Here is a 20,372-nt window from a genome sequence, read left to right as displayed (position 1 = left end):
ACGCGGTAGCCCACCATGCTGGTTCCATTTCTGATCATGCTGCGCGAAGGGATTGAGGCCGCACTTATCGTCGGCATCATTGCCAGTTATCTCAAGCAAACAGGCCGCGGGCAGTGGATGCCCGCCGTATGGGTCGGGGTGTTTCTGGCCGCCGCCCTGTCTTTGCTGGTGGGCGGCGGGCTGGAGTTGATGAGCGCCGAGTTCCCGCAAAAACAGCAAGAACTGTTCGAAGGCATCGTCGGCCTCATTGCCGTGGGCATTCTCAGCTCAATGGTATTCTGGATGCGCAAGGTCGCGCGCTCAATCAAGCATTCGCTGCACACCTCCCTCGATCACGCCCTCGCCGGCTCCCGGCATCAAGTCACGGCACTGATTGCCATGGTCTTTTTTGCCGTCGCCCGGGAAGGGCTTGAAACCGTATTTTTCCTGTTAGCCGTCTTCCAGCAAAGCGAAGGCCCCGCCGCACCCCTGGGCGCCCTGCTCGGCCTGCTGCTGGCCATCGGCGTCGGCTTTGCCATTTACAGCGGCAGCATGCGCCTGAACCTGGGGCTGTTTTTCCGCTGGACCGGCCTGTTTATTCTGGTGGTCGCTGCGGGCATCCTGGCCAACTCGGTACAGGCCCTGCACGAGGCAGGCCTGTGGAACCACTGGCAAGACGTGGTCTTTGATATCAGCGCCCACTTGCCGATGGATGGCCCGCTAGGCTCCGTACTGGCTGGCATGTTCGGCTATCAGGACGCCCCCACCGTCAGCGTGCTCGGTGCGTATGTGATTTATCTGGTCGTCACGCTGGTGATGTTCTTTCACCCGCCGGCGCCCGCCAAAACCGCACACCCTTCTTCAGTAACAAACCCATAAGGTCAAGCATGCCAACCCCTGCAAGCGGTACACCCCCACGCGCTCTGCGCTGGGCGGTGGCCGGCTCGGTGATCGTGATGATCGCAGCCGGCGGGTTGTTCTACTACGCCTCGCAACTGGCCGCGGCCAAGCGCAAGGCTCACGGCACTGAAATAACCGTGACCATCCACCCGCATAGCTGCGAACCCGACGCCCTGACTGTACCGGCCGGCTTCAACAGCTTTCGCATTATCAATGCCTCCGAGCGCGCGGTGGAGTGGGAAATTCTCGACGGCGTGCTGGTGGTCGAAGAGCGGGAAAACATTGCCCCGGGCCTGAGCCAGGTGATCAACGCGACACTCGCTCCCGGCGATTACGCCATCACCTGCGGTCTGCTCAGCAACCCCCGCGGCACCCTGCATGTGACGCCCACTGCAGCGTCCGAAGCCAGCGCCAATGCCAGGCCTACGATGGTGGCCTTTGTTGGGCCGTTGTCAGAGTTTCGGGTTTACCTGAGCCAACAGGGCAGCGCCCTGACCAGGGCTGTCGATGCCCTGTCGCAAGCCATTAGCGCCGGTGATCTGGAGCAGGCGCAGGCTCTGTACACCCCCGCACGCGAGGCCTATCAACGCCTGGCGCCGGCAGCGCAACGCCTTGCCGAGCTGGACAACGCCATCAATGCTAGCGCCGACTATTTCGAAAAGCGCGAGCAGGATCCGGGGTTTACCGGTTTCCACCGCCTGGAATACGGCCTGTTTGACCAGCGCAGCACTCAAGGCCTGGCGCCGATTGTCCAGCAGCTGCAAGCCAATAGCCTGCTGCTCAAGCAACAGTTGCTTGCCCAATCGTTGCCCCCCGAACAACTGGTCAGCATCGTCGCCCGCACCCTGCACAACCTGGCGGATAACCGCGCCAACAGCGGCGAAGAGGAGCGCTACAGCCATATTGACCTCAATGGCTTTGCCGCCAACCTTGAGGCTGCGCACAAAGTGGTTGATCTGCTGCGCCCTTTGCTGCTCAAGAAAAATGCCGACCTGCTGCACACCATAGACGGTGCCAGCAGCGCGCTGGATGCCGAACTCAATGGCCTGAAAACCCCGCAGGGCTACCGCACCTACGACACCGTCAGCGCCCCGCAGCGCCAACAAATCAGCAACAAGGCCAAGGTTATGGCCGATGCACTCGATGGAATCGATCCCGCCCTCGGCCTTAGCGGCCTGTAATTGCAGACGAGACGTACATGAGCGATTCACCACACACCCCGAACGAGTTCAACCTGCAACGCCGGCGCATCCTGATGGGCATGGGGGTCGCCGGGGCGGCACTGGCTGGCGGCGCCCTGAGCTGTCCGGCCATGGCCGCCGCCAACCCGGCCAATGCTCAAGTCACCCAGGCGCCGAGCAGCGACAAGACCCAGGATCATCACGACTTTCACGGCCAGCACCAAAATGGCATTGTCACCCCGCGCCCGGCCGCCGGTATGCTGGTGGCCTTTGATGTACTGGCCACGGACCGCGAAGGTCTCGAACGCCTGCTGCGCACCCTGAATGAGCGCATCGCCTTCCTGATGAAAGGCGGCCCGGTCGCCCAGGTCGATCCCAAGCTGCCGCCAGTGGACTCGGGCATTCTCGGCCCGGTGGTCAGCCCCGACAACCTGACCATTACCGTGTCCGTGGGCGAATCCCTGTTCGATGAGCGTTTTGCCCTGGCCAAGATCAAACCCAAACACCTGAGCCGCATGCAGGGCTTCCCCAACGATGCCCTGGACCCGGCCCAGTGCCACGGCGACTTGAGCCTGCAGTTTTGCGCCAATACCGCCGACACCAATATCCACGCCCTGCGTGACATTGTGAAAAACCTGCCCGACTTGCTGCTGGTGCGCTGGAAGCAGGAAGGCACCGTGCCGCCGCAAGCACCGGTCAAGCCCGGCGAGCCGGCGCAAAGTGCGCGCAACTTCCTGGGCTTTCGTGATGGCTCGGCCAACCCCGACTCCAACGACAACACAGCGATGAACCAGATTGTCTGGGTCCAGCCCGACAGTGGCGAGCCGCAGTGGGCGGTCAACGGCAGCTATCAGGCAGTGCGCATCATCCGCAATTTCGTCGAACGCTGGGACCGTACCCCCCTGCAGGAGCAGGAAAGCATTTTCGGCCGCAACAAGGCCAGCGGCGCGCCCATGGACGGTGCCCGGGAGACCGATGTGCCGGATTACAGCAAGGACCCCCACGGCAAGATCACCAAACTTGACGCCCACATCCGTCTGGCCAATCCGCGTACCGCGCAGACACGCAACAGCCTGATTTTACGCCGGCCGTTCAACTACTCCAATGGCGTCAACAAGAACGGCCAGCTGGACATGGGCTTGCTGTTCATCTGCTACCAGCGCGACCTGGAACAGGGCTTTATCGCCGTGCAAACCCGGCTCAACGGTGAACCCCTGGAGGAGTACCTCAAGCCTGTGGGCGGCGGATACTTCTTCACCCTGCCGGGCGTGCGCGACGAACAGGATTTTATCGGCCGCTCGCTGCTCGATGCTGCTACACGCACCTGAACCTCAACCCACCGGAAAAAGTCCCATGAAGAAGACCCCGCTCGCACTGTTCCTGGCCCTGGGCTTGCTCCACACCCCTCTGTCGGCGCTCGCTGCAACCGCGCCACTGGATTTGGTGCAACCCGTGTCCGACTACAAGATCTACGTCACCGAGCAGCTGGATGAGCTGGCCAGCAACACGCAAAAATTCACCGATGCCGTGAAAAAGGGTGACCTGGTCACGGCCAAAAAACTCTACGCCCCGACCCGCGTTTACTACGAGTCGATTGAGCCGATTGCCGAACTGTTCAGCGACCTGGACGCCTCGATCGATTCACGCGTAGATGATCACGAAAAAGGCGTCACTGCGCCTGACTTCACCGGTTTTCACCGCATCGAGTACAGCCTGTTTGCCGAGAACAGTACCCAGGGGCTCGGCACGCTCGCAGACGGCCTGAATAACGACGTCAAGGACCTGCAGACCCGCGTTGCCGGGCTGACCTTCCCGCCGGAAAAAGTCGTCGGCGGTGCTGCAGCATTGATGGAAGAAGTGGCCGCCACCAAAATTTCCGGCGAAGAAGACCGCTATAGCCACACCGACCTGTATGACTTCCAGGGCAACGTGGACGGCGCGAAAAAGATCTTCGATCTGTTCCGTGCGCAAATAGAACAGAGCGACAAGGCCTTTGCTGCCAAGGTCGACAAGAACTTCGCCACGGTGAACAGCATCCTGGCCAAGTACAAAACTGCTGACGGCGGCTTTGAGACCTATGACAAGGTCAGGGAAAACGACCGCAAGGCCCTCATCGGGCCAGTCAACACCCTGGCCGAAGATCTGTCGACCCTGCGCGGCAAGCTGGGTTTGAACTGATTCAAGGTTTCTCGCAGCGCCAACCGATGTGACTCACGTCACATATCCGCAGGTTGGCGCTGGGCTTTGCCTGCGCACTTGTTACTCATTAGTCATAAAAGCTGTGCTGAATCACTGTTCAAAATCGTTCAATCAATGTAAGAATCTTCCTGTTTAAGAAAAGTACTACTGTCAAGTCAGACAATGCTTGGGCGCTGTAAATACTTTCCTGAATAGCACCTGTCTAGCGTTTAGATAGGATGCACTGTTGACCCAACTTTTATAGGTTTTTCACAAGGACGCGTTTAACGTATGCAACAGCAACGAAAGCAATGCCCCAAGACTTTGCAACAAAATCATGTAGATAACGCTTTAGAACGACTTTACCTTTGTTAGAAACAGGCTTTACTCGTAAAGGGCCCGGATCTTTAACGCGCCCTGAGTTTGGTCGACAAAGACATGTCGTCTTGTGCCATTGAAACTGACTGGAACGAATACTTTGAAACCCTACCCAATCCAGTGTGTGTCGATCGTCATTCCGGTCTACAACGAAGAAGAAAGTCTGCCCGAGCTCTTGCGTCGCACAGAAGCCGCCTGCGCACAACTGAGCCAGGCCTATGAAATCGTACTGGTCGACGACGGCAGCCGGGACAAATCGGCGCAAATTCTCGAAGACGCTGCCGCACGTGAAGGCAGCCCCGTCGTTGCGGTTATTCTCAATCGCAACTACGGCCAGCATGCTGCAATCATGGCCGGCTTTGAGCACTCCAAGGGCGATGTGGTGATCACGCTGGATGCCGACCTGCAAAACCCGCCGGAAGAAATTCCGCGCCTGGTGGCACAGGCTGCTCTTGGGTACGACGTGGTCGGTACGGTACGCAACAACCGTCAGGACTCCGCCTGGCGCCGCTGGCCTTCACGGCTGATCAACCTGGCCGTACAACGCTCCACCGGGGTTGCCATGAGCGACTATGGTTGCATGCTGCGCGCCTACCGTCGCAGCATCGTCGACGCCATGCTCGCCTGCCGCGAACGCAGCACCTTTATCCCGATCCTGGCCAACAGCTTTGCCCGCCACACCACCGAGGTACTGGTCGAGCACGCCGAGCGCGAGCACGGTGATTCCAAGTACAGCGCCATGCGCCTGATCAACCTGATGTTCGACCTGATCACCTGCATGACGACCACGCCCCTGCGCCTGCTGAGCATCATCGGTTTCAGCATGGCAGCACTGGGCGCGGTCTTCGCCATTGCCCTGATCATGTTGCGCCTGATCTTCGGTGCAAGCTGGGCCGGCGACGGTACTTTCGTATTGTTTGCGGTGCTCTTCGTGTTTACCGGCGGCCAATTTATCGGCATGGGCCTTCTGGGTGAATACCTGGGCCGCATGTACAGCGATGTAAGGGCACGGCCACGATTCTTCATTGAAAAAATCGTACGCGCCGACTCTGCAACGCCTTCCGTTACAACCAGCACCCCGACTTCCTCTACTTCGACACAGGTTCAATCATGAGTTTGAAAGCCGTTGTTTTCGCCTATCACGATATTGGCTGCACAGGCATCGAAGCCTTGCTCAATGCAGGCTACGAAATTGCTGCTGTATTCACCCATGCTGACGACCCCAAAGAAAACAACTTCTACGGTTCGGTTGCCCAGCTGTGTGCACGCAAAGGCATTCCGGTTCACGCTCCTGAAGACGCCAACCACCCATTGTGGATCGAGCGCATTCGCAAACTGAACGCCGACTACATCTTCTCGTTCTATTATCGCCACCTGCTGGGCGAAGAGTTGCTGGCAAGCGTCAGCAAGGGCGCCTTCAACCTGCATGGTTCCCTGCTGCCACGCTACCGTGGACGCGCACCGGCCAACTGGGTACTGGTAAACGGCGAAACCGAAACCGGCGTAACCTTGCACCGCATGGTCAAACGCGCTGACGCAGGCGATATCCTGGCCCAGCATCGTATCAGCATCGAGCGTTCGGACACGGCCCTGACCCTGCACGCCAAGCTTCGCGAAACCGCCGCCCAACTGCTGGCCGAGGCCCTGCCACTGCTGACACAAGGCAAGCTCACCGAAACCCCACAAGACGAATCCAAAGCCACTTATTTTGGTCGCCGCACCCCGGCTGACGGCTTGCTGCAATGGAACCGCCCGGCTGAAGAACTGTTCAACCTGGTACGTGCCGTGACCCAACCTTACCCGGGCGCCTTCTGCGCCGTGGGTGAGCACAAGCTGATTGTGTGGGGCGCCGAAGTGGTTGCCGGCAACCAGGGCCATGCACCTGGCCAGGTCATCAGCTGCGAGCCGCTGCGTATTGCCTGCGGCACAGACTCGCTGGTCATCACTGCCGGTCAGCGCAACGATAACGGTCTGTACCTGAGCGGCCCGCAACTGGCCCGTGAACTGGGCCTGGTCGAAGGTTCGCGCCTGCGTGGTGCTGAGTCCGGCCGCCCGGCACGCCGCACCCGCGTGCTTATCCTTGGGGTTAACGGTTTTATCGGCAACCACCTGTCCGAGCGTCTGCTACAGGACGACCGCTACGAAGTCTACGGCCTCGATATCGGCTCCGATGCTATCGATCGCCTGCGCAGCCACCCCAACTTCCACTTTGTGGAAGGCGATATCAGCATCCACACTGAATGGATCGAATACCACATCAAGAAGTGCGACGTGGTCCTGCCGCTGGTGGCCATCGCAACGCCAATCGAATACACCCGCAACCCGTTGCGCGTCTTCGAACTGGACTTCGAAGAGAACCTCAAGCTGGTGCGCTACTGCGTCAAGTACAACAAGCGCGTGATTTTCCCGTCCACGTCCGAAGTGTATGGCATGTGCCAGGACAAGAACTTCGACGAAGACACCTCCAACCTGATTGTTGGCCCGATCAACAAACAGCGCTGGATCTACTCGGTCTCCAAGCAACTGCTGGATCGCGTTATCTGGGCTTACGGTACCAAGGGCCTGAAATTCACCCTGTTCCGTCCGTTCAACTGGATGGGCCCACGCCTTGACCGCCTGGACTCGGCACGGGTTGGCAGCTCACGCGCCATCACCCAACTGATCCTGCACCTGGTGGAAGGTACCCCGATCCGTCTGGTTGACGGCGGCGAACAAAAGCGCTGCTTCACTGACGTGGCCGATGGTATCGAAGCTCTGGCGCGCATCATCGACAACAAGGATGGCAAGTGCGACGGCCAGATCATCAACATCGGCAACCCGGACAACGAAGCCAGCATTCGTCAACTGGGCGAAGAGTTACTGCGCCAGTTCGAGGCGCATCCGCTGCGTGACAACTTCCCGCCGTTTGCCGGTTTCCGTGATGTTGAAAGCCAGTCTTTCTACGGTACCGGTTACCAGGACGTCAGCCATCGCAAGCCAAGCGTGGAAAACGCCCGTCGCCTGATCGACTGGACACCCACCACCGAGCTGAGCGAAACCATTGGCAAGACCCTGGACTTCTTCCTGCGTGAAGCCATGGTAGAAATCGCGGAAAAACGCTGATGCAAGCTGGACTGCGTATCGATGTCGACACGTACCGCGGCACCCGTGAGGGGGTGCCGCGGCTACTCGAACTGCTCGACGAAGCCCAGATCAAGGCGACGTTTTTTTTCAGCGTGGGGCCGGACAACATGGGCCGCCATTTATGGCGGCTGATCAAGCCCCGGTTCTTCTGGAAAATGATGCGCTCCAAGGCTGCCAGCCTGTATGGCTGGGATATTTTGCTGGCTGGCACCGCTTGGCCCGGCAAACCGATCGGCAAGGATCTGGGGCACTTGATGCGCCAGACCCTTGCCGCCGGGCATGAGGTCGGCCTGCACGCCTGGGATCACCATGGCTGGCAGGCCAATACCGCGCGCTGGAGCGAGGCGCAGCTGATCGAGCAGATCCGCCGGGGTGTCGACACCCTGAGCGACATCACCGGGCAAGCCGTCGAATGTTCGGCGGCCGCTGGCTGGCGTGCCGACGAGCGCGTGGTCCGGGCCAAGGAAACCTTTGGTTTTCGCTACAACAGTGATTGCCGCGGGCACAGCCTGTTTCGGCCAAGGTTGGCCGACGGCAGGCTGGGGGCGCCGCAAATCCCTGTGGACTTACCCACATTCGATGAAGTGGTCGGGCCCGAGCTCAGTGCCGCCGATTTCAACTCATTCATTCTTGACCGCTTCAGCCCGCAAAAGCTGAATGCGTACACCATCCATGCTGAAGTAGAAGGGATTCTTATGGCCAATGACTTCCGTCAATTACTGGCGCAGGCCCGTGCCCGTGACATTCATTTCCAACCCCTGCGGGACTTGCTGCCCGCCGACCTCGAGAGCCTGCCCGCCGGGCAATTGAGCCGTGGCGTGCTGGAAGGCCGTGAAGGCTGGTTGGGAGTGCAGAAGCCATGACTTCACGCTGGACAATACCGCTGCTGGTTCTGGCCTTTATCGCCTTTTACCTGTTGCCATTGGGCACCCACGGCTTGTGGATCCCGGACGAAACGCGCTACGCGCAGATCGGCCAGCAAATCCTGATCGACGGTAACTGGGTCACCCCGCACTTTATGGATTTGCGTTACTTCGAGAAGCCGATTGCCGGCTACTGGATGATTGCCATCGGCCAGGCCATTTTTGGCGAAAACCTGTTTGGCGTGCGCATTGCCTCGGCCATCGCCACCGGTTTGAGCGTGTTCCTGGCCTATGCCGTGGCCCGTCGCCTGTGGAACGATCCGCGCAAGAGCTTTGCCTGCGCCCTGGTGTACATGACCTTTGGCCTGATTGCAGGCCAGGCCGGTTATTCCAACCTTGATCCGCAGTTTACCCTGTGGGTCAACCTGAGCCTGGTGGCGCTGTGGTTTGCCGTCGACAGCAGCTCCAATCGTGATCGCCTGATCAGTTGGGCGGTACTGGGTTTTGCCTGCGGCATGGGCTTTATGACCAAGGGTTTTCTGGCTCTGCTGCTGCCGGTACTGATCGCTCTGCCCTACATGCTCTGGCAAAAGCGCTTTCTGGAACTGGTCAAGTACGGCCTGGTGGCCATGCTGGTGGCGGCCATTGTCTCGCTGCCGTGGGTGTTGGCAGTACACGCCCAGGAGCCTGACTACTGGCGCTTCTTCTTCTGGCACGAGCATATCCGCCGTTTTGCCGGTGACGATGCCCAGCACGGTCGCCCATGGTGGTTCTACCTGCCGCTGCTAGTGGTTTCCAGCCTGCCTTGGGCAGCGTTGTTGCCGGTGGCCTTCAAGGACGCCTGGAGCAACAAACGCCATGCAAGCATTGTGTTCGTGCTGCTATGGCTGCTGCTGCCACTGGGGCTGTTCAGCCTGAGCAAGGGCAAACTGCCAACCTACATCATGCCGTGCATGTTGCCGTTGGCACTGCTGCTGGGCCACGCAATGATGCAACGGGTTGAACAGGCCAAAACCTGCGCCCTGCGCTTCAATGGCGCGGTCAACCTGATCGGCGGCAGTGCGGCATTGCTGGCCCTGGTGTATTTCCAGGTCAAACAGCCCTTCTATGACAACGAACCGCTGCATATGGCCCTGCTGGTCGTGGTGCTGCTGACGTGGATCATTACCGGCCTGCTGACACTGACCAAACCTCTGAAAATGTGGGCTGCGCCGGCACTGGCCATGGGTGTTCTGGTACTGGTACTGCCAGCCGCCATGCCGAGCAGCGTGGTTCACAACAAAATGCCTGACCAGTTTGTCCTGGAACATATGGATGAGCTGTCCCGGGCCAAGACATTTCTGAGTAACGACCTGGGCGCAGCGTCTGCTTTGGCCTGGCGTCTGCGCCGACCTGACGTGACACTCTACAACACCCAGGGTGAGGTCAAGTACGGCCTGACCTACGACGATGCCAAAGGTAAAAGCATTAGCCTGACCGAAGTTGGCCCGTGGATGGCTGAAGCTCGCCGCAAAGGCCCGGTCGGTGTGGTAATGCGCGTCAAGGACAGCGATGAGAGCCATGAAATGGACGAGTTGCCCAAAGACGCCAAGCGCTATGACGAAGGCAATATGGTGATTCTGATTTACCCGCAGATTGCTCCATGACCCTGACGCTATTGCTGTTGGCCTGTCTGTTGACCTGTGCTGGCCAGATCGCCCAGAAATACGCGGTCGAAGGTTGGCGCGGGGTTGACACCGGGGTGGCGCAAAAACTGCGCTCCCCCTGGTTATGGCTGGCACTGCTATGCCTCGGCCTGGGTTTGCTGGTGTGGTTGCTGGTGCTGCAACGGCTCGAGGTCGGGGTTGCTTACCCGATGCTCAGCCTAAATTTTGTACTGATCACCCTGGTGGCCCGCTATCTGTTTAAAGAAACCATCGACCTGCGCCATTGGCTGGGCGTTGGCCTGGTAATAGCCGGGGTGGTTTTGCTGGGGCAACACGCATGAGCCTGTACCGTGGCTTTGCCTTTGCCTCAGGCAGTGTATTACTGGTCAGCGGCGCCCAACTGGGCATGCGCTGGAGCATGACGCGGTTGCCGCAGCCCGCCCAATGGCTTGAAGCGTTCAGCCAGGGCAGTGTCTCGCTCCCGGCGTTGGCCATGGTAGTTGCCGCCATTGTCGCGTATGCACTGTCGATGCTCTGCTGGCTGCTGGCCCTGCGCGATTTGCCCTTGGGCCGCGCCTATTCGCTGCTAAGTGTCAGCTATGCATTGGTCTACCTGCTGGCTGCCAGCCTGCCGATTTTCCATGAAAGCTTCACCCTTTCAAAAACCCTCGGTGTGACGCTGGTCATTCTTGGGGTGCTTGTGATCAATTCTCGACGTACTTCCGGAAACAGCGCATGAAAATCAGTGTATTTGGTAGTGGTTATGTAGGCCTGGTGCAGGCGACGGTTCTGGCGGAAGTCGGCCATGACGTCATCTGCATGGACATTGACCAGAAAAAGGTCGAGTCGCTGCAACAAGGTCACGTCAGCATTTTCGAGCCCGGGCTTTCAGCCCTGGTGCGTGAAAACCTCGAGAGCAAGCGCCTGCGTTTTACCAGCGATGAAAAAACCGCTGTCGAGCACGGCGAGGTACTGTTTATCGCCGTGGGCACGCCTCCGAGCGAGGACGGCTCGGCCGATCTGGGTCAGGTGTTTTCAGTGGGCGACGCGGTAGCCCGCCATCGTAAAGAATCGCTGATCCTGGTGGAAAAATCCACAGTCCCCGTGGGTACCGGTGATGCCCTGACCGTACATATCAACAAGGCCCTGGAGCAGGCCGGACGCTCGCTGCAATTTGACGTGGTGTCCAACCCGGAATTCCTCAAGGAAGGCTCGGCCGTCACTGATTGCCGCCGCCCGGACCGCATCATCATTGGCTGTGCCCGTGAAGAAGTGCGTGAAGTCATGCGCGACCTGTACGCGCCGTTCAACCGCAACCATGACCGGATCATTTTCATGGACCTGCGCAGCGCCGAGCTGACCAAGTACGCCGCCAACTGCATGCTGGCGACCAAGATCAGCTTTATCAACCAGATCGCCGAACTGGCCGAGCACCTTGGGGCCGACATCGAAGCCGTGCGCCTGGGCATTGGCGCCGACCAGCGCATTGGCTATCACTTCATCTACCCTGGCTGCGGCTATGGCGGTTCGTGCTTCCCCAAAGACATGCGCGCGCTGATCCACAGTGCCCAGCAGGTCAATTGCTCCAGCGATCTGCTGCAAGCGGTCGAAGCGATCAACGAGCGGCAGAAGCACAAGCTGTTCGAACGCATCAACGCGTTTTTCAAGGGCAACCTTCAAGGCAAGACCTTTGCGTTGTGGGGCCTGGCATTCAAACCCAATACCGATGACATGCGCGACGCACCCAGCCGCGTATTGATGGAGGCCCTGTGGGCTGCGGGTGCCAATGTGCGCGCTTTCGACCCCGAAGCCATGCAGGAAACCCAGCGCCTTTACGGCGATGAACCGCGCCTGAGCCTGATGGGCACACCGGAATCTACCCTTAATGGCGCCGACGCATTGATCGTCTGCACCGAGTGGCAGCAATTCAAGGCGCCGGACTTCGACCTGATCAAGCAACGCCTGAGCGCGCCGGTGATTTTTGACGGGCGCAACCTGTATGACGGTGAGCGCCTGGCCAAGGCCGGCTTGCAGTACTTCCCGATGGGGCGTGGCGAGTCGTGCAACTTGCCGGTCGGGTCAACAACCCTTTGATGATTCAGCAGCGCCGCCATTGGCAACAATGGCGGCGTTTTTTTTGTGCGTCCCGATGAGACAAGGAAACTCGACATGCGTGCCGATTTCACCTCCCCCGCCCTGCTCACCTTGCGCAGGCAATCGCTGATTCTGGGCGCGCTCGCCTTGCTGCTGTTTATCCTGGGCAACCATCAAGAGGCCGCGATTGGCTTTGATTCGCGCTTTGTCATGTTCGCCAATGAAATGCTGCGTCACGGCCCCGGTTTTTTCCCGACCACCTACGGCCAGCCTTACGCGGACTACAGCGCAACCTCGACCCTGCTTACCTGGCTGCTGTCCCTGCCCTTTGGCAAAGTCACCAGCCTGACAGCTTGGCTACCTACGGCCATTGCCAGTGCAAGCACTGTGACCTTGATGTATCGCCTGGTAGCGGCGCAATCGCGCACCTGGGCGCTGGTCAGCGTGGCACTGCTGTTGCTGAGCATGACTTTTATCACCGAAACACGTGCGGTATCGCTTGACCAGATGCTGGCAGCGCTCAGTTTCAGTGCCTTCTACCTGGCTTACGCCCACGATCACTTTGCGGCACCACGCCGTCATTTCTGGCTGTTGGCCCTGCTGGTACTGGGTTTTGCCGTGCGCGGGCCGATCGGCCTGGTCATTCCCAGCGGTATCCTGTGCAGCTATTACCTGCTTAATGGCCAGTGGCGGCGCCTGATCAGCTTTGGCCTGCAAGCGCTGGTCTTGCTGATCCTGTGTATTGGCACGTTATTGATGCTGGCCTGGATCAGTGGCGGTGAGGCTTTTGTACATGAAGTCATCCGCATGCAAGTGACAGGACGCATGGATGGAACCGAAGGCGCCAGCGGCGTGCTGTATTACTTCACCAGTTCCATGGGCAATTACGCGCTGGCTTATCCGCTGGCCGTTTTGGTGCTGCTGGCGATCCTGATTACCGGGCGCAAGCCGTCGGGGCCAGCCTTGCAACTGGTCAAGTACTGCGTTGGTGCAGCCCTGATCGTGATGATCGGCCTGTCGATTCCCCAGGCCAAAAAGGCCCGTTACCTGCTGCCCATGTTACCGATGGCCGCGATTATTGCGGCCTACCCGTTCCAGGTCATGCACGGGCGGGTCTTTGCTGGCCTGCGCGGCTTGATTCAGGGGTTGTTCCTGCTGCTGCCGGGTTTACTGATTATCGGTCTGCTGGTTGTACGCAAGCGTTTTGGTGAAGAGTTGCCACCCTTGACCGTCATATTCGTGGCCCTGGCCGTGCTTCAGGTTCTGGCCGTTGGCGTACTGTTCAAAGCCCAATGGCGTGTTGCGGGGCTGGCAACCTGTGCGGTGCTGGCGATGTGGAGCAGCTACATCATGGTCTTCGAACCTGCAGAGCGCAGCCTTTACGATACGCGTACCTTTACCCTCAAGGCCATGCAACTGATCGACCAGGCTCCGGCCCCAGTAGTACTGCATGGCATGGGCAAGGACGCCAAGGCGATCAAGTTCATGGTTAACGTGGATCGTGATCTGCTACCGCTGTTCACCCAGTCATCCGCTGAACTGGCAGCATTGCCGGCTCCGGCCTGGATCATCATGGATCGCAAGGACTATGAGGCCTTGCAAGGCAGTGACCTGGGTAATATTGCCCCGACGCTGAGCGGTCGTTTCGACAAGAACGACTATGTGTTGCTGCATCGGCCTTGATCCTGTGGGAGCGGGCAAGCCCGCTCCCACAACTACGGCAAAACGCCAGAGCACAAACAGTGCGCCTGCAGGTACAATCCCCGCCCTTCTCTCTCCCCAAGGAATCCCAATGTCAGGGCTTGAACTGTTTGCCGCCGCACTCGGCGTCATTGCTGTCTGGTTGACAGTCAAACAGAACCCCTGGTGCTGGCCCATCGGTCTGGTGATGGTGCTGCTCTACAGCTGGATCTTCTTCGAGATCAAACTGTATTCAGGCATGCTCTTGCAGGTATTTTTTGCCCTGTTGCAAGTCTATGGCTGGTGGCAGTGGACACGCGCAGGGGCACAGCATGAAGGCCGTGTCGTCAGCCGGTTAAGCCCATTGCAAGTGCTCGGCGGGGTGATTGCAGGCGCCATCGGCAGCGTCGCTCTCGGCGCCTCAATGGCCCATTGGACCGATTCCACTTTCCCCTGGTCAGATGCCACGCTGACAGCCTTCAGTCTGGTTGCCCAATTATGGATGGCGCAAAAACGCCTGCAGTGTTGGGCATTGTGGTGTGTCATCGATGTGCTTTATATCGGCTTTTTTGCCTGGCAGGACCTGTACTTCACCGCCGGCCTGTACGCGTTGTTTACCCTGATAGCCATTCAAGGCTGGCGTGACTGGCGCCGCGACCCGGCGCTGCGCACATGAAGGTGGTCGTTCTGGCGGGGCCGGAGTCGAGTGGCAAGAGCTGGCTCGCTGCGTTATTGCAGCAGCGCTTTGGCGGCACGATGGTGGGCGAGTATGTGCGCTACTTTATCGAGCAAAACCCTCGCGAGACCTGCCTGGCCGATATTCCGGACATCGCTCTCGGGCAGCTTCGCTGGGAAGACGAAGCGCGCGCCCAACAACCCGCGCTGCTGATTCTGGATACCCATTTACTCAGCAATATCCTCTGGAGCCAGACCCTGTTTGGTGACTGCCCCCAGTGGCTTGAAACTGAACTGCTCAAGCGCCACTACGACCTGCATTTGCTGCTGTCCCCCGACGATGTGGAGTGGACCGCTGACGGTCAACGCTGCCAACCCTCACTGGCGGAACGCCAGGCGTTTTTTGCGGCCAGTCTTGACTGGCTCACCGATCATCAACAAACCGTACAAGTGATAACCGGCGACTGGCAGGCCCGGCAACAGCATGCCTGCGCCGCAGTCGAACAATTAATGGGTAGTCGGGAAACTTGCTCAGACAGTATTAGTCCATAAGTTAGGTTGTTTACAACAAACAACTGGCAAGCGAGTTACTTAATGCTTTCAGCTTCTTGCCAATGTCCGTTGCTGTTACATGAAAATTTCGTGAAGCCTCTAAAACATTGGTTTGAGGCACGACTTTGCGCAATTGTAAGGCTAACGAGACACCCCCCTGCCCCACGTAATGTCCAGCCCGGCCCTTATTGTACAAGGGCCGGGGCTGCACACTGACATCTCATGTTCGTTACACCTGATCTCGCCCGGAACAGTCATCGTGCTGTGTGCTGTTGTTTTCAAACATTAAATTGGAAATGGCACAGCTCATGCTCTCTTCCTATCACGCTTGCCAGGGCTAGCGTCGATAAGGGAGCACAGTCATGGGGCACGCATGTTGTGGTAATGGTCACCTGCTGATGGCTTGCAGCCTGAGCGCCTTGCTGGGCTGGTGCGCCGTTGTTCATGGCGCCAGTAATGGCGAGATAGTGCTTACCCGTACCGTGCAACCCCATGCGGTGGGCAATCCGCCCATGCATCCCGATCCTGACCCGCTAACCGTCAATGCCAGCCCCTTGGTTCAAGTCATGGGTGCAACCCGTGAACTGAGCGATGGTGATTTTGCCAGCGTCAGCAGCGGAGCTGCGATCACCCGATCCATTATGCCCAGTGGTAACACACTGCCCGGCCTCACCACCAGCAACGGCCTGCCAGGCATAAGCAATGGTCATGCTGGCGGCAGCGCAAACAGCATTTCCAGCACGATTGGCAACAGCATTAGCCAAGGGATGCGCCCGCTCTCTGCCCTGGGCCAGGGGAAATAACATGATTGCCTGCCGCCTGCCTGCACTGATTGCCGCGCTGCTGGTCACCTCCTTCGCTGTGGCGGCTTCCGATAACAACGCCACGATCAAGGATTCGGGGGCCAACTACCATGGCAATGTCTCGCTTAACCAGGCCTCTGGCGATCAGCAACAGCAAGTCAATATCCGTGCAATTGCCATCGGCACCGAGGCACGCGCTATGACTGCAGTGACCCAGAAACTCAATACCCCCGCCGACACCTCGCTCAATGCCCGGGCAACTATCGGTGGCAATTCCTTCAGTAATGGCAGCGGCGTGATCGGTATCAACCAGTCAGCCGGAGCCAATAACCAGATGGTCAATGCCGTGCGGGTCAGCATCAGTGCCCAGCCGCAAGGTATCGACGACAGCGCCTTGTCCCAGCAGAACGTGGCGCTGCTTCCAGACTCGGGTACCGCATCCCCCGCCAGCGGCAGTCGCCAGATCGTTACCAGCGATCAGGCCTTCACCGGCAGCCGAGGGGTGGTGCAGTTGAACCAGAGTGCAGGGGTGGGGAACCGCATGGCTAACACCCTGAATATCCGGGTTGCTGACTGACCCGGCAACAACGCAGTGCAATTGGAAAGTGCCAACACTTAACCCAACTAATGATGCACGGAGAAACACCATGAAACCGTCAATCGCTCTGAAGCCACTGGCTTTCGCTCTGGCAACACTGGTGGCCGTATCTGCTCAAGCCAACGGTAACGGCAACGGCAACAACAATCCGCCGCCTCCATCGACACCGCCTGCATACACCCTTGACCCTAATGCCGCCGCTGCTGCAGTCGTGATTGACGTGCAAAACAGTCATAACAACAAAGTGACCAACAAGGCGGTCGAAAACAATGCAACCATCAAGGACTCGATCAAAGGGTCTGAAGGCAACATGGGCGCGAACGCCGCTTCCGGCTCCGGCAACCAGCAAGACAACGCCGTAGCGATCGCCACTTCAGACGAGAGCTTTGTGTTTGGTACCGCTGCGTCCCTGACCAGCGCCACCCAGACCAACAGCCACAACAACTCGCACAACTATGGCGCACAAAACAACGCTTCGATCAAAAGCTCGGCCAATGGCAGTTCGGGTAACGTCGGCATAAACGTTGCTTCGGGCGAGTTCAACCAACAGAAAAACAACCTGGCCATCGCCGTATCCAATGGTCGTATCGCCAGCGCCGGGGCAACCGCCTCGCAAACCTCGAACAACCTGTCGGTGATCAACGAAGCCGGTGCGTCTTACCTGAGCAATGTGAATACCTGGAATCAAGGGTCGGGCTGGAACAACAAAACCCCTGTCGTCAACAACGCCACCATGGACCATTCGTTCAATGGCTACTCGGGTAATGGCGGTGCCAATATTGCGGCAGGTACCGGCAACCAACAAAGCAACTCGCTGTCCATCGCTGCCGGCTGCAAGGTCTGCATGTAGTCGCGACGCTAAAGAAGGGTCTCGTTTATGAGACCCTTTTTCCTTATTCAGGCGTATCAATCATGCGTATTGTCGCCCTCACCCTCTTCCTCGGCCTGAGCGCAATGGCCCATGCCGCACAGATGCCAATCGCTGCCCTGCCTGGCGGCAACCTGGTGTTCAAGCAGGTGCAGAGCATTCGTGAAAGGCGCTTTGCGGATATCGTTGAACAAAAAACCGATTTCAGTTGCGGCGCTGCGGCGCTCGCCACCGTGCTGCGTCAGGCCTATTGGCTGGACGTCAACGAAGACCAGATCATCAAGGGGATGCTGCAAAACGCTGATCAGGATCTGGTTCGCACCCAGGGCTTCTCAATGCTCGACATGAAGCGCTACGTTGAGAGCATCGGCATGCGCGCCCGGGGTTACCGAATTCCGGCGCAGAGCCTTGAAAGCGTGAACATACCCGTTGTGGTGCTACTGGATATCCGTGGCTACAAGCACTTTGTGGTACTGCAACGCGCGCAAAAAGACTGGGTGTATATCGGCGACCCTGTCCTGGGGCACAAGCGCTACTCCCACGCAGATTTCCTCAAAGGCTGGAATGGCATTGTGTTTGCCATCATCGGCCCCGGTTACGACAAGACCAATGCGTTATTGACCCCGCCTGCCCCGCTGACCGCAAAAAACCAGCTCGACGGGTTTAACCCGGTCAAAGACGCAGAACTCATGGACTTCGGTTTTATCCAAAGCGACTTTTTTTAAGGTGCGTCAATCATGACTACGGGGCCCGACGCTCCAGGAGCCGTACATGAAAACTTCCATTTGGCTGATTGCCGCATGCCTTGCGACCAGCCTGCACGCCCAGGCGGCGTCCTTTAAACCGGTTGAATTGAAAGACACTGAAATGGCCGAGTTGCGCGGCCGCTATGTGATGCCCGGGCGGATCATCAGTTTCGGCATCGTGATGAACAGTACCTGGACCAGCAGCAATGGTGGCGTAGTCGGCGCCAGTACTTCCATGTATGTGCAAAACACCATTGAACCCAAGTTTTACGTGTCCACTTACAGTTCTGCCGGTAACGGTGCCCCTGGCTCAAACGGCACTGGTTCGGTTACCGGTGGTGCGGGCCTGACCACAGCCCAGGGCGTCACCCAGAGCGTTCGGGCTGCGGGTGACAACAACAGCGCCTATAACAACGTCGACATCAATGTCAGCGAGGCCGACCAGGCCCCCGTGGTCAACCAGCAAGGGGTTTTACTCACGACCCATACGTCCATCACCCAGGCTGCTGGTGCCGGCAATGTGACCGTCTCGGCCACGGCTGGGGGCGTTCAGCTGGCCATCCAGGCCAACAACAATCAAGGCAACTCACTGCAGCAAATCGCCCAGGGTGGCGTATTGCAAAGCACTACTTTGCTGGGCGGCGGTAATAGGGTCAATAACATGGCACAACTTAACGTGGTACTGGGTAACAACCTGCCCAGCCCCGGCGCGCTCGATTGCAACCTCAATCAATTAAAAGGCCTTCGCAATATGGGTTATTGAACTAGGCTCAGGCTCTACAACTTGGCTTATCTGGACGGCTTATTTCATGCATCGATCGATAACCTTTCGCGCAGTTGTATGTATGAGCACTATATTCCCGTCACCCCTGTTATATGCAGCGGCTGATGCCGATCTAGCGCTACTAAAACAAGAACTTATGGAGCTTCGCCAACGTTACGATCAACAGCAAAAAGCCCTGGCAGTGCTTGAGCAACGGGTGCGTGAAGTTGAGGATCAGCCTGCGACGCCGCAACCCAGGCGCCTGGCCAAATCACCGGCCGACATGAAGGGCAACCAGAACGTTACGGCTGCCAGTGGCACCAGTACCGCTGCACAAGGCAGCTCTTATGGCGCCGCGCTCAAGGATGACTCCGCCCCCGCCCAGAGTGTGGTCAACCTCTACGATGAAGCCAGCGGCTTTTTCGGCGGCGGCAAGTTCAGCCTCGAAACGGGTATTACCTATTCGCGTTATGACACACGCCAGCTGATTCTCAATGGTTTTCTGGCCCTGGATTCAATTTTCCTGGGCAACCTCAACCTCGACCGGATCAAGGCCGACAACTGGACCCTTGACCTCACCGGACGCTATAACCTGGATAACCGCTGGCAGTTTGACGTTAACGTTCCGGTGATTTACCGCGAGAGTACTTACCAGTCCGGCGGGGCCAACGGCGGTGATGCGCAAGCCACTTCAGAGCAAACGGTTACCCGCGACCCGACCATTGGCGACGTCAACTTCGGAGTCGCGTACAAGTTCCTCGACGAGTCGGTCAATACCCCGGATGCGGTCTTCAGCGTGCGGGTCAAGGCCCCCACCGGCAAGGACCCGTTTGGCATCAAACTGGTCAAAGCCTCTGAAAACACCAACTTGTTTGTCCCTGAAGACCTGCCCACCGGCAATGGTGTGTGGTCGATCAGCCCTGCCATTTCCCTGGTCAAGACCTTCGACCCAGCTGTGCTGTTCGGCTCTCTCTCGTATACCCATAACCTTGAAGAGTCATTTGACGACATCAGTTCCACGCAAAACCTGAAGCAGCCTGGCAAGGTCAAACTGGGTGACAGCTTCCAGATTGGCGCAGGGGTTGCTTTTGCCCTCAACGAAAAAATGAGTATGTCGTTTTCCGTGTCCGACCTGATTCAGAAAAAGAGCAAACTCAAGCAGGATGGCGGTGACTGGCAAACTGTTACCACCAGTGATGCCAACGCCGGTTACTTCAATATCGGCATGACCGTAGCAGCGACCGATAACCTGACCATCGTGCCCAACCTGTCCATAGGCTTGACCGACGATGCGCCAGACTTCACCTTCAGCCTGAAATTCCCTTACTACTTCTAAACAGCAAAA

Annotated in this window: 20 protein-coding genes; all 20 read left to right on the top strand. The window is 58.4% G+C overall.

The window, feature by feature from the left end:
- Positions 1–15 precede the first annotated feature (15 nt).
- The 20 genes from efeU to V6L81_RS14580 all read left to right on the top strand — a co-directional run bounded on the left by efeU (position 16) and on the right by V6L81_RS14580 (position 20,363).
- Positions 16–858, top strand: a complete 843-nt coding sequence (gene efeU / locus V6L81_RS14675) for an iron uptake transporter permease EfeU (protein ID WP_338660089.1) — start codon at positions 16–18, stop codon at positions 856–858.
- An 8-nt stretch (positions 859–866) separates the two neighbouring features.
- Positions 867–2,060 carry an iron uptake system protein EfeO gene (gene efeO, locus V6L81_RS14670; RefSeq protein WP_338660088.1) on the top strand — a complete coding sequence of 398 codons (1,194 nt, stop codon included), beginning with the start codon at positions 867–869 and terminating at the stop codon, positions 2,058–2,060.
- Between the two features lie 17 nt (positions 2,061–2,077).
- A complete protein-coding gene (efeB, locus tag V6L81_RS14665) occupies positions 2,078–3,388 on the top strand; it encodes an iron uptake transporter deferrochelatase/peroxidase subunit (protein WP_095026274.1) in 1,311 nt (436 codons plus the stop codon).
- Positions 3,389–3,413: 25 nt separating this feature from the next.
- On the top strand, positions 3,414–4,238 hold the full coding sequence (gene efeO / locus V6L81_RS14660; protein ID WP_095038819.1) for an iron uptake system protein EfeO: 825 nt from the start codon (positions 3,414–3,416) through the stop codon (positions 4,236–4,238).
- A gap of 478 nt (positions 4,239–4,716) precedes the next feature.
- The gene (arnC, locus tag V6L81_RS14655; protein ID WP_095000274.1) at positions 4,717–5,730 is read left to right on the top strand and encodes an undecaprenyl-phosphate 4-deoxy-4-formamido-L-arabinose transferase; all 1,014 of its coding nucleotides are present in this window, start codon (positions 4,717–4,719) and stop codon (positions 5,728–5,730) included.
- Positions 5,727–7,718 carry a bifunctional UDP-4-amino-4-deoxy-L-arabinose formyltransferase/UDP-glucuronic acid oxidase ArnA gene (gene arnA / locus V6L81_RS14650; protein WP_338660087.1) on the top strand — a complete coding sequence of 664 codons (1,992 nt, stop codon included), beginning with the start codon at positions 5,727–5,729 and terminating at the stop codon, positions 7,716–7,718. Before arnC ends, arnA begins: the two co-directional genes overlap by 4 nt.
- Positions 7,718–8,602 (top strand): 4-deoxy-4-formamido-L-arabinose-phosphoundecaprenol deformylase, encoded by an 885-nt coding sequence (gene arnD, locus V6L81_RS14645; protein WP_095019952.1) that lies wholly within the window; start codon positions 7,718–7,720, stop codon positions 8,600–8,602. Before arnA ends, arnD begins: the two co-directional genes overlap by 1 nt.
- The gene (arnT, locus tag V6L81_RS14640; protein WP_095019953.1) at positions 8,599–10,248 is read left to right on the top strand and encodes a lipid IV(A) 4-amino-4-deoxy-L-arabinosyltransferase; all 1,650 of its coding nucleotides are present in this window, start codon (positions 8,599–8,601) and stop codon (positions 10,246–10,248) included. The genes arnD and arnT overlap by 4 nt, the downstream gene beginning before the upstream one ends.
- Positions 10,245–10,589: a 4-amino-4-deoxy-L-arabinose-phosphoundecaprenol flippase subunit ArnE gene (gene arnE, locus V6L81_RS14635; RefSeq protein ID WP_095000278.1), complete on the top strand. Its 345-nt coding sequence runs from the start codon at positions 10,245–10,247 to the stop codon at positions 10,587–10,589. The genes arnT and arnE overlap by 4 nt, the downstream gene beginning before the upstream one ends.
- Entirely contained in the window at positions 10,586–10,987 is a 402-nt protein-coding gene (arnF, locus tag V6L81_RS14630) for a 4-amino-4-deoxy-L-arabinose-phosphoundecaprenol flippase subunit ArnF (protein WP_095000279.1), read from the top strand. The genes arnE and arnF overlap by 4 nt, the downstream gene beginning before the upstream one ends.
- Positions 10,984–12,342, top strand: a complete 1,359-nt coding sequence (locus V6L81_RS14625) for a UDP-glucose/GDP-mannose dehydrogenase family protein (protein ID WP_338660086.1) — start codon at positions 10,984–10,986, stop codon at positions 12,340–12,342. Before arnF ends, V6L81_RS14625 begins: the two co-directional genes overlap by 4 nt.
- Positions 12,343–12,417: 75 nt before the next feature.
- A complete protein-coding gene (locus tag V6L81_RS14620) occupies positions 12,418–14,025 on the top strand; it encodes a glycosyltransferase family 39 protein (protein ID WP_095019955.1) in 1,608 nt (535 codons plus the stop codon).
- A 109-nt stretch (positions 14,026–14,134) separates the two neighbouring features.
- Positions 14,135–14,698, top strand: a complete 564-nt coding sequence (pnuC, locus tag V6L81_RS14615; protein WP_095019203.1) for a nicotinamide riboside transporter PnuC — start codon at positions 14,135–14,137, stop codon at positions 14,696–14,698.
- Positions 14,695–15,249 carry an AAA family ATPase gene (locus V6L81_RS14610; protein WP_095019956.1) on the top strand — a complete coding sequence of 185 codons (555 nt, stop codon included), beginning with the start codon at positions 14,695–14,697 and terminating at the stop codon, positions 15,247–15,249. The genes pnuC and V6L81_RS14610 overlap by 4 nt, the downstream gene beginning before the upstream one ends.
- A gap of 362 nt (positions 15,250–15,611) precedes the next feature.
- Positions 15,612–16,052, top strand: a complete 441-nt coding sequence (locus tag V6L81_RS14605) for a hypothetical protein (protein ID WP_338660085.1) — start codon at positions 15,612–15,614, stop codon at positions 16,050–16,052.
- Between the two features lies 1 nt (position 16,053).
- Positions 16,054–16,629, top strand: coding sequence for an adhesin (locus tag V6L81_RS14600; protein WP_301448525.1), 576 nt, complete (start codon positions 16,054–16,056; stop codon positions 16,627–16,629).
- 70 nt (positions 16,630–16,699) lie between these two features.
- Complete coding sequence (locus V6L81_RS14595) at positions 16,700–17,500, top strand: hypothetical protein (RefSeq protein WP_095000285.1); 801 nt, start codon at positions 16,700–16,702, stop codon at positions 17,498–17,500.
- Between the two features lie 62 nt (positions 17,501–17,562).
- Entirely contained in the window at positions 17,563–18,243 is a 681-nt protein-coding gene (locus V6L81_RS14590; RefSeq protein WP_095000286.1) for a C39 family peptidase, read from the top strand.
- 46 nt (positions 18,244–18,289) lie between these two features.
- On the top strand, positions 18,290–19,027 hold the full coding sequence (locus V6L81_RS14585) for a hypothetical protein (RefSeq protein WP_301448526.1): 738 nt from the start codon (positions 18,290–18,292) through the stop codon (positions 19,025–19,027).
- Between the two features lie 46 nt (positions 19,028–19,073).
- On the top strand, positions 19,074–20,363 hold the full coding sequence (locus V6L81_RS14580; protein WP_095019208.1) for a transporter: 1,290 nt from the start codon (positions 19,074–19,076) through the stop codon (positions 20,361–20,363).
- Positions 20,364–20,372: the final 9 nt, after the last annotated feature.

This window comes from Pseudomonas bubulae (assembly GCF_037023725.1).
Taxonomy (GTDB): domain Bacteria; phylum Pseudomonadota; class Gammaproteobacteria; order Pseudomonadales; family Pseudomonadaceae; genus Aquipseudomonas; species Aquipseudomonas bubulae.
Note: the sequence above shows the minus strand (reverse complement) of the source record. Positions and strands in the feature narration are given on the sequence as shown.

Excerpts from the sequence above, each read along its gene's own strand:
- efeU (WP_338660089.1), top strand. The coding sequence starts at position 16 with ATGCTGGTTCCATTTCTGATCATGCTGCGCGAAGGGATTGAGGCCGCA.
- efeO (WP_338660088.1), top strand. The coding sequence starts at position 867 with ATGCCAACCCCTGCAAGCGGTACACCCCCACGCGCTCTGCGCTGGGCG.
- efeB (WP_095026274.1), top strand. The coding sequence starts at position 2,078 with ATGAGCGATTCACCACACACCCCGAACGAGTTCAACCTGCAACGCCGG.
- efeO (WP_095038819.1), top strand. The coding sequence starts at position 3,414 with ATGAAGAAGACCCCGCTCGCACTGTTCCTGGCCCTGGGCTTGCTCCAC.
- arnA (WP_338660087.1), top strand. The coding sequence starts at position 5,727 with ATGAGTTTGAAAGCCGTTGTTTTCGCCTATCACGATATTGGCTGCACA.
- arnD (WP_095019952.1), top strand. The coding sequence starts at position 7,718 with ATGCAAGCTGGACTGCGTATCGATGTCGACACGTACCGCGGCACCCGT.
- arnT (WP_095019953.1), top strand. The coding sequence starts at position 8,599 with ATGACTTCACGCTGGACAATACCGCTGCTGGTTCTGGCCTTTATCGCC.
- arnE (WP_095000278.1), top strand. The coding sequence starts at position 10,245 with ATGACCCTGACGCTATTGCTGTTGGCCTGTCTGTTGACCTGTGCTGGC.
- arnF (WP_095000279.1), top strand. The coding sequence starts at position 10,586 with ATGAGCCTGTACCGTGGCTTTGCCTTTGCCTCAGGCAGTGTATTACTG.
- V6L81_RS14625 (WP_338660086.1), top strand. The coding sequence starts at position 10,984 with ATGAAAATCAGTGTATTTGGTAGTGGTTATGTAGGCCTGGTGCAGGCG.
- V6L81_RS14620 (WP_095019955.1), top strand. The coding sequence starts at position 12,418 with ATGCGTGCCGATTTCACCTCCCCCGCCCTGCTCACCTTGCGCAGGCAA.
- pnuC (WP_095019203.1), top strand. The coding sequence starts at position 14,135 with ATGTCAGGGCTTGAACTGTTTGCCGCCGCACTCGGCGTCATTGCTGTC.
- V6L81_RS14610 (WP_095019956.1), top strand. The coding sequence starts at position 14,695 with ATGAAGGTGGTCGTTCTGGCGGGGCCGGAGTCGAGTGGCAAGAGCTGG.
- V6L81_RS14605 (WP_338660085.1), top strand. The coding sequence starts at position 15,612 with ATGGGGCACGCATGTTGTGGTAATGGTCACCTGCTGATGGCTTGCAGC.
- V6L81_RS14600 (WP_301448525.1), top strand. The coding sequence starts at position 16,054 with ATGATTGCCTGCCGCCTGCCTGCACTGATTGCCGCGCTGCTGGTCACC.
- V6L81_RS14595 (WP_095000285.1), top strand. The coding sequence starts at position 16,700 with ATGAAACCGTCAATCGCTCTGAAGCCACTGGCTTTCGCTCTGGCAACA.
- V6L81_RS14590 (WP_095000286.1), top strand. The coding sequence starts at position 17,563 with ATGCGTATTGTCGCCCTCACCCTCTTCCTCGGCCTGAGCGCAATGGCC.
- V6L81_RS14585 (WP_301448526.1), top strand. The coding sequence starts at position 18,290 with ATGAAAACTTCCATTTGGCTGATTGCCGCATGCCTTGCGACCAGCCTG.
- V6L81_RS14580 (WP_095019208.1), top strand. The coding sequence starts at position 19,074 with ATGCATCGATCGATAACCTTTCGCGCAGTTGTATGTATGAGCACTATA.